The organism is Agrobacterium sp. SORGH_AS 787 (genome assembly GCF_030819035.1).
GTDB classification, from domain to species: Bacteria; Pseudomonadota; Alphaproteobacteria; order Rhizobiales; family Rhizobiaceae; genus Agrobacterium; species Agrobacterium larrymoorei_B.
On the sequence record NZ_JAUTBG010000001.1, the window covers coordinates 1,717,451 to 1,730,045 of the forward strand.

Genomic DNA, 12,595 nt, shown 5'->3' on the forward strand with positions numbered 1-12,595 from the left:
TTGAATCTCGTGAGTAAACGAACGCAACACTACAGCTTCTCCGAACTTTGACGCCCCACTTTATGACCTTTAAGTGGGGCAATCCAGTCATCAGCTGCAACCGCTCGTCGCACCGCACGTGTCGCACTTCTCGCAAGTCCCATTCCGGACCATCGTGAAGTTCTGGCACTCGGAGCACATGTTGCCGGTATAGCCCTGAGCGATCGAGCGCATGCGGCGTTCGTTTTCAACCTTCTTGGCGTCGGCTTTAGCAGAGGCTGCGTCCGCTGCGGCCTTGTCCGAGAAGAGACCGGTGGCTCTCTGTTCGGTTTCGACCACTTCTTCTACAATCTCTTCGGCCAGTTCGCGGGCGCGTTCCTCATAGTCGCGCTTGAAGGCGACGACGTCCGAGGTGGCGACTGAAACGGTTGCCTCCAGCTTGCGGGCTGCGTTGCCGGAAATGGCTGTCACATTGGCCGAGGCGCGGGCAGGGGCTGCCGTTGCCGAACCCTTGATTTCTGCCGAGCCACGTTCGCTTCCATTGTTGGAGACGAGCGTTGGCTTGTAGCCGCGGGTCAGGCCCTTGGAGACGACATCTGCCTTGCCTTCGGACACGCCGCGACCAAGTGCGGTGTTGGAGAAGTCCGACGTATCGACATGCGCCAGATCGTGGCGGCCGAGATAGGAGATGGCGAGTTCGCGGAACACGTAGTCGAGGATCGACGTGGCGTTCTTGATCGCATCATTCCCCGTAACCATGCCGGCAGGCTCGAACTTGGTGAAGGTGAAGGCGTCGACATATTCTTCCAGCGGCACGCCATATTGCAGGCCGAGCGAAACGGAAATCGCGAAGTTGTTGATGAAGGCGCGCAGTGCCGAGCCTTCCTTGTTCATATCAAGGAAGATTTCGCCAAGACGGCCGTCGTCATATTCGCCGGTGCGAAGGAAGATGGTGTGACCACCGATCTTTGCCTTCTGGGTGTAGCCCTTGCGGCGGGTCGGCAGCTTTTCCTGGCTGCGAACGACACGCTCGATGATGCGCTCGACGATCTTTTCGGTGATGGTGACGGCCTGGGCTGCCTGTGGCTGAGCCAGCAGCTCTTCCATGGCGTCCTCGTCGTCCTCATCTTCCACCAGCGAAGCATTGAGCGGCTGGGAAAGTTTGGAGCCATCGCGGTAAAGGGCGTTGGCCTTCAACGCCAGCTTCCAGGACAGCATGTAGGCTGCACCGCAATCTTCCACCGTCGCATCGTTCGGCATGTTGATCGTCTTGGAGATCGCGCCCGAGATGAAGGGCTGTGCCGCCGCCATCATGCGGATGTGGGATTCGACCGAGAGATAACGCTTGCCGATCTTGCCGCAGGGGTTGGCGCAATCGAAGACGGACAGATGCTCGTCCTTGAGGAACGGCGCGCCTTCCAGCGTCATCGCACCGCAAACGTGAACGTTTGCCGCTTCAATGTCCTTCTTCGAGAAGCCGAGATGCTCCAGCAGGTTGAAGCTGATGTCGGACAGCTGCTCGTCGGAAACCTTCAGCGTGTCCTTCAGGAAGTCCGCGCCGAGCGTCCACTGGTTGAAGACGAACTTGATGTCGAAGGCGCTCTTCAGCGCGCCATTGACGGCTTCGATCTTCTCATCGGTGAAGCCCTTGGCTTTCAGCGAGCCGGGGTTGATGCCAGGCGCCTGGTTCAGGTTGCCGTGGCCGACAGCGTAAGCTTCGATCTCGGCAATCTGGCTTTCCGAGTAGCCGAGCGAACGCAGCGATTCTGGAACCGCACGGTTGATGATTTTGAAGTAGCCGCCGCCGGCAAGCTTCTTGAACTTCACCAGCGCGAAGTCGGGCTCGATGCCGGTGGTGTCGCAATCCATGACGAGGCCGATCGTGCCGGTCGGCGCGATGACGGTGGTCTGGGCGTTGCGGTAACCGTTCTGCTCGCCAAGTTCCAGCGCCTTGTCCCAGGCTGCAACCGCGTGCTTGATCAGCTCCGGATCGGTGCAGTCGGCATGGATGAGCGGAACCGGGTTTACCGACAGGCCTTCGTAACCATAGGCGAGGCCCTGGGCCGCACGGCGATGGTTGCGGATAACGCGCAGCATGTTGTCACGGTTCGGCGCAAAGCCCGGGAAAGGACCAAGCTCACCAGCCATTTCAGCCGACGTCGCGTAGGAGACGCCGGTCATGATCGCGGTCAAGGCACCGGCAATCGCGCGGCCTTCATCGCTGTCATAAGGAATGCCGGACGACATCAGCAGGCCGCCGATATTGGCGTAGCCGAGGCCGAGCGTGCGGTATTCGTAAGAGCGCTCTGCGATCTGACGCGATGGGAACTGCGCCATCATCACCGAGACTTCGAGAACGACGGTCCACAGGCGAACCGCATGTTCGTAATCGGCAATGTTGATCTTCTTGGTCGCCGCGTCCTTGAACTGGAGGAGGTTCAGCGAAGCAAGGTTGCAGGCCGTATCATCCAGGAACATGTATTCCGAGCATGGGTTGGATGCGCGGATGGAACCGGCGGCTGGCGAGGTGTGCCAGTCGTTCATGGTGGTGTTGAAGTGCAGACCCGGATCGGCAGAAGCCCAGGCGGCATGCGAAATCTTTTCCCACAGGTCGCGTGCCTTCAGCGTCTTCATCACTCTGCCGTCGCGGCGTGCGGTGAGGTTCCAGTCGCCGTCGCTTTCGACAGCGCGCAGGAAGTCGTCCTTCAACGACACGGAGTTGTTGGAGTTCTGGCCGGAGACCGTGAGATAGGCTTCCGAATCCCAGTCCGTATCGTAGGTCTTGAACTCGATATCCTTATAGCCCTGCTGGGCGAACTGGATGACGCGCTTGATGTAGTTTTCCGGAACCTGGTCCTTCTTGGCAGCGCGGATTTCGCGCTTCAGGGCAGGGTTCTTGGCGGGATCGAAGCAATCGCCGTTGTCGCCTTCGCAGTTGATGCAGGCCTTCATGATGGCCTTTAGGTGCTTGGCGACGATCTTGGAGCCGGTGACGAGGGCAGCAACCTTCTGCTCTTCGTTCACCTTCCAGTCGATATAGGCTTCGATATCCGGGTGATCGGCATCGACGACGACCATCTTGGCTGCACGACGGGTGGTGCCGCCGGACTTGATGGCGCCGGCTGCGCGGTCACCGATCTTTAGGAAGCTCATCAGGCCGGAGGACTTGCCGCCGCCGGAAAGCTTCTCGCCTTCGCCACGCAGATAGGAGAAGTTGGAGCCGGTACCGGAGCCGTACTTGAAGAGGCGCGCTTCACGAACCCAAAGGTCCATGATGCCACCCTCATTGACGAGATCGTCTTCAACGGACTGGATGAAGCAGGCATGCGGCTGCGGATGCTCGTAAGCGGACTTGGACTTGGTCAGCTTGCCGGTGAAGGGGTCGACATAGAAGTGGCCCTGGCCCGGACCATCGATACCATAGGCCCAGTGCAGGCCGGTGTTGAACCACTGCGGCGAGTTCGGCGCGACGCGCTGGGTGGCGAGCATGTAGGCGAGCTCATCGCGGAAGGCGAGAGCATCGTCTTCTCGGACGAGAAATACTTGCCCTTCCAGCCCCAATAGGCCCAGGTACCGGCGAGGCGATCGAAAACCTGACGCGCGTCGATTTCCGAACCGTAACGCTCAGCCTCAGGCAGATCCTTCATGGCAGCCGTATCGGCAACGGAGCGCCACAGGAAGGACGGGACGTCGTTCTCTTCGACTTTCTTCAGAACCTTCGGAACGCCAGCCTTGCGGAAATACTTCTGCGCCAGAACGTCGGTCGCCACCTGGCTGAACTGCGCCGGCACATCAATATCCGCGAGGCGGAACACGATGGAACCGTCCGGATTCTTGATTTCGCTGACTGCCTTGCGGAATTCGATTTCCGCGTAGGGCGACTGGCCGGGCTTCGTAAAGCGGCGTTCGATGCGCATCGTAGGTGTCCTTGTCCGTTGGCGCCCGATCAGGCGCAAAATATCGTTCTGGCTTCGCATGGGCCATGCGCAGCCAGTTGTCTGCCGATGAGTTGGAAACGTTCATCCTTGGATGTCGTTCCCTTATGTCGTGGTTATCGTGGCTGCAAGCATACTATATATAGTATTAACAGTTTCTTGTCGCCATACCCCGCCGCACGTTTTGACAGCTCCCTGACGGACACAGCCCTACGTTCCACACCCCTCGTGGTTGGAACGCAAGACAACGCGTGAACAGATACAGGAGAGAACCGCAGATGAAACTGCCGATTCCGTTGCTGCCGCAACATGGAGCTACTTTTAGAAAACGTGCTGATTCCGTCAAGGCCTAGTTTGTAAGGGTTCATTTACCACAAGATGTGGTGGGGATAGGGTGTGGAAAACGGGGAAAGAAAAACCTTCCATAAATATCAGGCACTTGCGGCGACCAAACCCTCGCCTCTTCCCTTGCGTGAAGCTTGCCTGTCGTTACGGAGGGGGCGATATGGCGCCACTGTGGGAACTTCTCGTTGTTGCGTACAAGCAACAAGTGCCATGCCTATCCACAATGTTTGCGATGCGTGGGGCGCGTGGAGGTGCCTCGATACAAGATATAGCGGTAGCCGGAAGGGTTTCCGGTTCGGGCTCCCACGCCAGAAGAGAAACAGAACAGCAAAATCTTGAAACGACGACGGGCCTTATCTAACCTCCGATCACGATCCATGGAAGGGACACCCGATGCAATCATCGCTGCCACAGATTTTTCTGGTTCGACACGGCGAGACGGCTTGGTCGGTGTCCGGTCGTCACACCGGAAGGTCGGATATCGATCTAACGCCGAACGGAGAAAATGCTGCAAGATTGCTCGCCGAGCGACTGAAAGGGATCACCACGGATGTGGTCTGGTCGAGCCCTTCTCTGCGCGCGCGCAGAACATGCGAGCTTGCTGGATTTGCCTCCGGAATGTCCGTGAAGCCGGACCTCAACGAATGGGACTACGGACAATATGAAGGCATCACCACGAAGGAGATCCACCAGACGGCACCCGGCTGGCAGCTTTTTCGTGATGGCGCTCCCGGCGGTGAAAGCATTGAACAGGTGGGCGCGCGAGCAGATCGTATCATCCACGATATCCGGGTCAGCGGGGAGACCATCCTGATCTTCTCAAGTTCGCATTTCCTGCGCGTGCTGGCAGCCCGGTGGCTTGGGCTTCCACCTGAATACGGACGAAGCTTTGTCCTTGGTACGGCAAGTGTCAGCGTGCTGGGCTACGAACACGATATCGAGGAACCGGTTATTCGGGCATGGAATAGCTGATCGATCCTGAGGGCGGATGCATCTGTACCTGCGTAAATGATCATGGTCGTCATATTGGGGTGAGGGATGCCACCGGAAGCAACCTCGCCTTCACTATGATGGGTTGCGGCACGATTATGCTGACTTCCTGTAGGGAACGGCCGCGCGACCCAGCTTCAGCGCATTGGCCCACCATTCCAATCTACCCATCATGGTTTGGAAGGCCGTCTCGGAGTCTTTTCCGGCGGCCAGCTTGCCACCCGCATCCACCATCGTCCACGGATTGGAGAAGCTGACGACATCCCGCATCGTCGCGGCATGGGTTTCGGAAAAGACGGTGCGGAGATGTTCGACGGCACGAAGGCCGCCAGAAACGCCGCCATAGGAGACGAAGCCGACGGGCTTTGCATTCCATTCGGCGTAGGCGGAATCGATCAGCGTCTTCAGTTCGCCCGTGTAGCTGCGATTATATTCCGGCGTGACGATAATGAAGGCATCGGCGCGATCGAGGCTCTCACGCAATGCCTTTACGGAGGCAGCCTCTGGATCATGTCCGAGCGGCAGCTTGAGTTCGCGAGGGTCGAGAAGCTCCACCGTGAGATGAGGCATCGATGCCAGCCGTTCGGTCACCCAGGCTGCGACGATATCGGCAAAGCGGTTGGCGCGGGCGCTGCCCAGAATAATGCGAAGCGAGAGCGTTTTGTCTGTCATGGATATCCCTTTCAGCGTTGACCTTCATGTGGTAATTCCTCAAGTAAGGTTGAGGTCAACAGGCATGACGAAAAAACTTCAGCAGATTCCTTTGGTGCGGGATCTCTCCGTCGGTGATGTGGCCGAGCGCGCTGGCGTGGCGGTCTCGACGCTTCATTTTTATGAGGCCGAAGGGCTGATTAAAGGCTGGCGAAACAGCTCCAATCACCGTCGTTATGGACGCGACGTGCTGCGGCGCATTGCCATCATCAAGGTCGCGCAGAGAGCAGGCGTTCCGCTCAAGGAAATTCAGCAGGCTCTGAACACCCTGCCGGATGGACGAACACCAACCGCTAAGGACTGGCAGCGGCTTGCCACCCATTGGCAGGCCGAACTGGATGACCGCATTGCGCGCCTCACGCGGTTGCGCAATCAGCTGACCGGCTGCATCGGCTGTGGGTGTCTATCGACGGAGGAGTGTCCGTTGCGCAATCCGGCGGATATATTGGGAGATAAGGGCAGCGGGCCGGTGCTGCTGGAGCCTGGGCCGTGAGGGTGCAATTTCGCAGACCTTCGAAGCAAGATGCGATTTGGGAAAGCAAGATCGGCTCATGTCGCGCCAAACCTCAGAAGACTTGGCGCGACATGATGGATGCGCGGTGATCAGCCGGGCGCGCCCTTGGCGATCGGCTCCTGATAGGTGAAGCCCATGTCCCATGGGAAGTAGATCCAGGTGTCCTGGCTCACTTCGGTGACGAAAGTGTCGATAGTGGGAACGCCGGTCGGCTTGGCATAGACGCAGGCAAAATGCGCCTTTGGAAGCATCTCGCGCACTTCCAATGCGGTCTTGCCGGTATCGGTCAGATCGTCCACGACGAGAATGCCTTCACCGGATTTCTCCAGCAGCTCAGGAGAGATGCCCTTCAGCAGAATGGTATCGCCCTGATTGAGGTAATCGTGACGGGTGGCGATGCACACCGTGTCGATTAGGCGGATGTTGAGCTCGCGGGAGATGATGGCTGCCGGAACGAGGCCGCCGCGGGTGATACAGACAATAGCCTTGAACTCCTTGTTCAGGCCGGCAAGACGCCATGCCAGTGCGCGGGCATCGCGGTGAAACTGATCCCAGGAGACTGGGAAGGCTTTATCGGGAAGGGACATGGTGGGTCTGCCATCTCATTCAATTGCTAATGGCTTTGGCTAATAGCGGCAAGAAACGGCAAAAAGCAAGTCCGCGCGTTTGCGGCGATCATGATCGCGCTGACGGTACCCACGGAGGCGCTCCGAGAACGTCCAGCGATCTCTTTTTAAGAGGCCGCGACGCGTCGCGGTCACGTGGATGGCTGTCAGCAGCCCTTGCCGCCATTGGCCCAGCGCTTGATGTCAGCGGAAATGCGCGGTGCGTGACCGTCATTCATCACAGGACCGAAGGCCTGAAGATTGGCCGGATTGCCTTCGGCCTGGACCACCAGCATCGGGCGCGATTCCGGGCTGTTGCGCGGGACGAGCAGAATGCGCGGACGTCCTGAGAAGGAGTTGAGTTCCGGCGCGAGGCGATAGGCCTTGAAGGCCGGATCGCCAGACTTGAACCAGCAGGCATTGGCGCCAAGGGCGATGCGCTCCATCACCGGAAGGGCCGACTGCGACGCAACCCGCGGCGCCTCAGGCTTAGGCTGGCATGCAGCAAGTGCGATTGCTGCGAGGCCCAGAGCGGCGATGCCGATGGAACGTGTGGGAACGGTGCGGTTCATTCTTCAATCCAGCAGGAGCGGCAAAAAGAAAGCCGGGCTGATGCGCCCGGCTCGATGCTGTTGATATCAGGCAGCGATAACGCCGAGCGCCGAGGCGAATATGCCGCGGCCATCCTTGCCGCCATGGGCCGCTTCGATGAGGTTTTCCGGATGCGGCATCATACCGAGAACATTGCCCTTGGCGTTGATAACGCCGGCAATATCATTCAGAGAGCCGTTCGGGTTGGTGTCTTCCGCGTAACGGAACACCACCTGGCCATTGTCTTCCATCGCCTTCAACTCGTCGGCTTCGACGAAGTAGTTGCCATCGTGATGGGCGACGGGCGAACGGATGATCTGGCCCTTATCGTATGTGCGGGTAAACTCGGTGTCGTTGTTGACGACCTCGAGCTTGACTTCGCGGCAGACGAATTTGAGCGAGGCATTGCGCATCAAGGCACCTGGCAGCATTCCGGCTTCGACGAGAATTTGGAAGCCGTTGCAGACGCCCAGAACCTTGACGCCCTGTTCCGCCTTCTCGCGGATCGCCTGCATGACGGGCATGCGGGCCGCGATCGCGCCACAACGAAGGTAATCGCCATAGGAAAAGCCGCCGGGGATGACGATCAGGTCGACATCCGGGATTTGTGTTTCCGTCTGCCAGATGGTGACGGGTGCCTGGCCCGAAATCTTCGTCAAGGCCGCGATCATGTCACGGTCGCGATTGAGGCCAGGAAGCTGGACGACTGCGGATTTCATGGGCCTTGGCTCCGAAATTCAGAGCATTTCCAGCAAACGTGTCTGCGGTTTTGCGTCCGGAAATGCGTCAAACAAAGAGTGAAAGCAATGGAGGTGAACCACCGTTCACCGCAATTGCTCTAGAGGATGGCGATCGCGTAGTTTTCGATGACGGTGTTGGCGAGAAGCTTCTCGCACATCGCCTTCAGATTTTCTTCGGCCTTCGCCTTGTCGGTGGTGTTCAGTTCAAGATCGAAGACCTTGCCCTGACGAACCTGGCCGACGCCATCAAAACCGAGGCTCCCCAGCGCGCCTTCGATTGCCTTACCCTGCGGATCGAGAACGCCGTTCTTCAGCGTAACAGTCACCCGTGCCTTGATCACCTGATGGTCTCCTGATTTCACTTGACGAGAACCGGGCCTGTGCCGCGGATCGGTTCGTTTTCATTGATGATGCCGAGACGGCGCGCGACTTCCGAATAGGCTTCCACAAGCCCACCCATATCGCGGCGAAAGCGGTCTTTGTCCATCTTTTCCTGCGTCTCGATATCCCACAGGCGGCAGCTATCCGGCGAAATTTCATCCGCAAGGATAATGCGCATCATATCGCCTTCGAACAGACGGCCGCACTCGATCTTGAAATCGACCAGCTGAATGCCGACGCCAAGGAAGAGACCGGAGAGGAAGTCGTTGACGCGGATGGCAAGTGCCATGATGTCGTCGAGCTCAGCAGGGTTTGCCCAACCGAAAGCCGTGATGTGCTCTTCGGAGACCATCGGGTCTTCGAGCGCATCCGACTTGTAATAGAACTCGATGATCGAGCGCGGCAGCACGATACCCTCGTCGATGCCGAGACGCTTCGAGAGCGAGCCTGCGGCGACGTTGCGCACGACAACCTCGAGCGGGATCATTTCCACTTCCTTGATCAACTGCTCGCGCATGTTCAGGCGGCGGATGAAGTGAGTGGGAATGCCGATCTTGTTCAGATGCGTGAAGACATATTCCGAGATGCGGTTGTTCAGAACGCCTTTTCCGTCGATGACTTCATGCTTCTTCTTGTTGAAAGCGGTGGCATCATCCTTGAAGAATTGGATGAGCGTTCCGGGCTCCGGACCTTCATACAGGATCTTGGCCTTGCCTTCATAGATTCGGCGGCGACGGTTCATAGCGACATATCTCTTGTTCTAGCGCCGGTGCTGGTGGCGGTCGTTTCGGTTCTTGAAGCGGTCCCATAACGGAAAAGAAGCAATTTCACAATGCGACGGCGTGCGCTTGTTTGCAATTCTTCAACCTTGTTTTTGGCTCTTCCAAGGCATCGTCTCAAAGTTACGCTTTTTCAATAGTTGTATTCTAGAACACTGTTGTCCCGATCAAGAGGACGCAAATAACAACTAAGTAAAACGGGGTATAATCATGGGTCTGAGAAAACGCGGTAAAGCGCTTGAAAATCTGTATTTTCACGAAGAGGAACTGAGCTTCCGTCTTCACGGCATGCGCAGCAGGTTGATGGGCCTTTGGGCTGCATCCCTCATGCACAAGGAAGACGCCAATTCTTATGCCAGTGAGATCGTTGCCGCCGCCATCGGCCGCGACGGCGATGACGCCGTGTTCAACAAGCTGCATGACGATTTCGTCGCTGCTGGCGTTGGCGTCACCGATGACGCGATCCATGACCAAATGAGCAGCCTCCTGCACTGTGCCGCCGACGAACTTCGCAATGGGATTGCGCAGTTCGACAGCAAGCGCGCTGCCTGAGTCTTCCGTTCGAATTCCAAACATCCAGCGGCGCTCGGCCTAAAGCGTGTCGCGATCCTTCAGGTTCGCTCATACGCTTTAGGTCTTTGTTATTGCATGTCGTTATCGCAAAACCGCTGCACACTTTTGGTTGGACAATCCCTTAGAGCGCCGTGCGTCATTTTGGATGCACTAAGGGCGCTCGTTCTTTCAGTCTGCGCATCGTGCTTTTTCCGAAAGTCGATTCCGATTTTCGCGCCGATGCTCTGATGCCTGGAGATGATCCAGTCTCCAGGCTACCAGACACATATGGCTTTTGATCACCGATGCCGAAAAGCCGAGGCCGCGCAGGATATACTTGCGCGGCATTTCTATTTTACTTTCCATGCACCGTCAGCGTGGCAAAGAGAACTGATTTTTTCAGCGGTTATGAACAGCCGTATCGAAGCCAGCCGGCGGTTGAAGCTTGCTCAGGAACTGGGCGAAGACCATGGTGCCCTCGGGCCAGGGACCATGACCCGATTCCGTGTTGATATGTCCTGACATGCCAGCATCGATCAGAAGCGAGCCCCAGGCCGCGGCGATGTCGTCGGCATGCTCGTAAGTCCCGAAAGGATCGTTGCGACTGGCGATGGTTATCGCCGGGAATGGGAGCGGGTCGCGTGGATAGGGGCCAAAGGTCATCAAATGCTTTGGCCGGATTTCGGGATTGGCAACATCTGGCGGTGCGACGAGCATGGCGCCAGCAACCCTGGACCCGATTTCAGGCAGGGCATGGATAACCGTCGGCACGCCGAGCGAATGCGCGACGAGGACCACAGGTTTCGTCGAGGCGTTGACTTCCTCCACAAGCCGAGCGACCCAGTCTTCGCGGACAGGCTTAGACCATTCCGCCTGCTCGACGCGCCGTGCTGTCGACAGCTTTTCCTGCCAGCGGCTTTGCCAGTGGTCGGGGCCGGAATTTGTGTAGCCGGGAACAATGAGGATATCTGCTTCTGATACTTTCATGCCGCTTATCTTGGTGTGTTGGCTGGCGTTATCAAGATGTAAAGCACAGGATCGGTCACAACGCGTCGAGAGCGACTGAGTATCACCATGCAGTCGTGCTCACCTTAGTGCTGTCCAAGGTGAGCAACTCTTATCGTGATGCTGAGGGATCAAGCCTCGCCAAAGACACGCTTGAAGATCGTGTCGACATGCTTGGTGTGGTAGCCAAGGTCGAACTTTTCGCGAATCGTCTCTTCCGGAAGGGCTGCGCGCACTTCCTCGTCCGACAACAGTTCTTCGAGGAAGTCCTTGCCTTCTTCCCAGACCTTCATCGCATTGCGCTGAACGAGGCGATAGGAATCCTCGCGCGAAACGCCGGCCTGTGTCAGAGCCAGAAGGACGCGCTGCGAATGGACGAGACCACGGAACTTGTTCATGTTCTTCAACATGTTTTCCGGATAGATCACCAGCTTCTCGATGACGCCGGCCAGACGGTTGAGGGCGAAATCGAGCGTGATGGTGGTGTCCGGGCCGATGCCACGCTCGACGGACGAGTGGCTGATATCGCGCTCATGCCAGAGAGCAACGTTCTCCAAAGCAGGAACGACAGACATGCGCACGAGGCGAGCCAGACCCGTGAGGTTCTCTGTCAGAACGGGGTTGCGCTTATGCGGCATTGCGGAGGAACCCTTCTGGCCAGGAGAGAAGAACTCTTCCGCCTCCAGAACTTCCGTGCGCTGCATGTGGCGAATTTCGATGGCAACGTTTTCGATCGACGAGGCAATGACGCCGAGTGTTGCAAAGAACATGGCGTGACGATCACGCGGGATTACCTGCGTGGACACGGGCTCCGGCGACAGACCAAGTGCTTTGCAGACATGCTCTTCGACGGAAGGGTCGATATTGGCGAAGGTGCCGACAGCGCCGGAGATGGCGCCCGTGGCGATTTCGGCGCGGGCGTTGATGAGGCGGGCGCGGTTGCGGTCCATCTCGGCATAGAATCGCGCAAATGTCAGACCCATCGTCGTCGGCTCGGCATGAATGCCGTGGCTGCGACCGATACGCACCGTGTTCTTGTGCTCGAAAGCGCGGGTCTTCAACGCGGTCAGAACGCGGTCCATTCCGGCGATCAGCAGGTCGGCAGCGCGAACCAACTGGATGTTCAGCGTCGTGTCGAGCACGTCGGATGAGGTCATGCCCTGGTGGACGAAACGGGAATCCGGTCCAACGAATTCTGCAAGATGGGTGAGGAAAGCAATGACGTCATGCTTGGTGACGGCTTCGATCTCGTCGATGCGGGCAACGTCGAACTCGGCCGCACCACCCTTTTCCCAGATCGTCTTTGCCGCTTCCTTCGGGATTACGCCAATGTCCGCCAGCGCGTCACAGGCATGCGCCTCGATTTCGAACCAGATGCGGAACTTGGTTTCCGGCGACCAGATAGCGACCATTTCCGGCCGGGAATAACGAGGGATCATGGCAAAGCCTTCTTGAGTGAGAAATCTGG

At 57.9% G+C, this 12,595-nt stretch carries 11 protein-coding genes and 1 pseudogene; 3 read left to right on the forward strand and 9 right to left on the reverse strand.

What is annotated here, in order from left to right:
- Window positions 1-90: 90 nt before the first annotated feature.
- Window positions 91-3,896 (reverse strand): annotated as a pseudogene (locus QE435_RS07560) (vitamin B12-dependent ribonucleotide reductase).
- A gap of 756 nt (window positions 3,897-4,652) precedes the next feature.
- Here QE435_RS07560 and QE435_RS07565 point away from each other — a divergent pair.
- Window positions 4,653-5,231, forward strand: a complete 579-nt coding sequence (locus tag QE435_RS07565) for a histidine phosphatase family protein (RefSeq protein WP_349040820.1) — start codon at window positions 4,653-4,655, stop codon at window positions 5,229-5,231.
- A gap of 114 nt (window positions 5,232-5,345) precedes the next feature.
- Here QE435_RS07565 and QE435_RS07570 read toward each other — a convergent pair whose 3' ends face one another.
- The gene (locus tag QE435_RS07570; RefSeq protein WP_349040821.1) at window positions 5,346-5,921 is read right to left on the reverse strand and encodes an NAD(P)H-dependent oxidoreductase; all 576 of its coding nucleotides are present in this window, start codon (window positions 5,919-5,921) and stop codon (window positions 5,346-5,348) included.
- Between the two features lie 64 nt (window positions 5,922-5,985).
- On the opposite strand from QE435_RS07570, the gene soxR reads away from it, so the two are divergent.
- Entirely contained in the window at window positions 5,986-6,453 is a 468-nt protein-coding gene (gene soxR, locus QE435_RS07575; RefSeq protein WP_349040822.1) for a redox-sensitive transcriptional activator SoxR, read from the forward strand.
- Window positions 6,454-6,563: 110 nt separating this feature from the next.
- On the opposite strand, the gene gpt is transcribed toward soxR, so the two are convergent.
- From gpt to purC, 5 genes are all read right to left on the reverse strand, one after another.
- The gene (gene gpt / locus QE435_RS07580) at window positions 6,564-7,061 is read right to left on the reverse strand and encodes a xanthine phosphoribosyltransferase (RefSeq protein ID WP_306928084.1); all 498 of its coding nucleotides are present in this window, start codon (window positions 7,059-7,061) and stop codon (window positions 6,564-6,566) included.
- A 185-nt stretch (window positions 7,062-7,246) separates the two neighbouring features.
- Window positions 7,247-7,651, reverse strand: coding sequence for a hypothetical protein (locus QE435_RS07585; RefSeq protein WP_349040823.1), 405 nt, complete (start codon window positions 7,649-7,651; stop codon window positions 7,247-7,249).
- Window positions 7,652-7,717: 66 nt separating this feature from the next.
- The gene (purQ, locus tag QE435_RS07590; RefSeq protein WP_349040824.1) at window positions 7,718-8,389 is read right to left on the reverse strand and encodes a phosphoribosylformylglycinamidine synthase subunit PurQ; all 672 of its coding nucleotides are present in this window, start codon (window positions 8,387-8,389) and stop codon (window positions 7,718-7,720) included.
- A 119-nt stretch (window positions 8,390-8,508) separates the two neighbouring features.
- Window positions 8,509-8,751: a phosphoribosylformylglycinamidine synthase subunit PurS gene (purS, locus tag QE435_RS07595; RefSeq protein ID WP_062441600.1), complete on the reverse strand. Its 243-nt coding sequence runs from the start codon at window positions 8,749-8,751 to the stop codon at window positions 8,509-8,511.
- Window positions 8,752-8,768: 17 nt separating this feature from the next.
- Window positions 8,769-9,533 carry a phosphoribosylaminoimidazolesuccinocarboxamide synthase gene (gene purC / locus QE435_RS07600; protein WP_306928078.1) on the reverse strand — a complete coding sequence of 255 codons (765 nt, stop codon included), beginning with the start codon at window positions 9,531-9,533 and terminating at the stop codon, window positions 8,769-8,771.
- A gap of 247 nt (window positions 9,534-9,780) precedes the next feature.
- On the opposite strand from purC, the gene QE435_RS07605 reads away from it, so the two are divergent.
- On the forward strand, window positions 9,781-10,122 hold the full coding sequence (locus tag QE435_RS07605; RefSeq protein ID WP_349040825.1) for a DUF1476 domain-containing protein: 342 nt from the start codon (window positions 9,781-9,783) through the stop codon (window positions 10,120-10,122).
- Between the two features lie 399 nt (window positions 10,123-10,521).
- Here the strand turns inward: QE435_RS07605 and QE435_RS07610 are convergent, their stop codons facing one another.
- Together QE435_RS07610 and purB are read right to left on the reverse strand one after the other, a co-directional pair.
- Window positions 10,522-11,109, reverse strand: coding sequence for an alpha/beta hydrolase (locus QE435_RS07610; protein WP_349040826.1), 588 nt, complete (start codon window positions 11,107-11,109; stop codon window positions 10,522-10,524).
- 149 nt (window positions 11,110-11,258) lie between these two features.
- Window positions 11,259-12,566 carry an adenylosuccinate lyase gene (gene purB / locus QE435_RS07615; protein WP_306928072.1) on the reverse strand — a complete coding sequence of 436 codons (1,308 nt, stop codon included), beginning with the start codon at window positions 12,564-12,566 and terminating at the stop codon, window positions 11,259-11,261.
- Window positions 12,567-12,595 lie beyond the last annotated feature (29 nt).

Coding starts and splice junctions, on each gene's coding strand:
- purC (WP_306928078.1), bottom strand. CDS start 9,533: ATGAACCGTCGCCGCCGAATCTATGAAGGCAAGGCCAAGATCCTGTAT.
- gpt (WP_306928084.1), bottom strand. CDS start 7,061: ATGTCCCTTCCCGATAAAGCCTTCCCAGTCTCCTGGGATCAGTTTCAC.
- QE435_RS07610 (WP_349040826.1), bottom strand. CDS start 11,109: ATGAAAGTATCAGAAGCAGATATCCTCATTGTTCCCGGCTACACAAAT.
- purQ (WP_349040824.1), bottom strand. CDS start 8,389: ATGAAATCCGCAGTCGTCCAGCTTCCTGGCCTCAATCGCGACCGTGAC.
- QE435_RS07570 (WP_349040821.1), bottom strand. CDS start 5,921: ATGACAGACAAAACGCTCTCGCTTCGCATTATTCTGGGCAGCGCCCGC.
- QE435_RS07565 (WP_349040820.1), top strand. CDS start 4,653: ATGCAATCATCGCTGCCACAGATTTTTCTGGTTCGACACGGCGAGACG.
- purB (WP_306928072.1), bottom strand. CDS start 12,566: ATGATCCCTCGTTATTCCCGGCCGGAAATGGTCGCTATCTGGTCGCCG.
- QE435_RS07585 (WP_349040823.1), bottom strand. CDS start 7,651: ATGAACCGCACCGTTCCCACACGTTCCATCGGCATCGCCGCTCTGGGC.
- soxR (WP_349040822.1), top strand. CDS start 5,986: ATGACGAAAAAACTTCAGCAGATTCCTTTGGTGCGGGATCTCTCCGTC.
- QE435_RS07605 (WP_349040825.1), top strand. CDS start 9,781: ATGGGTCTGAGAAAACGCGGTAAAGCGCTTGAAAATCTGTATTTTCAC.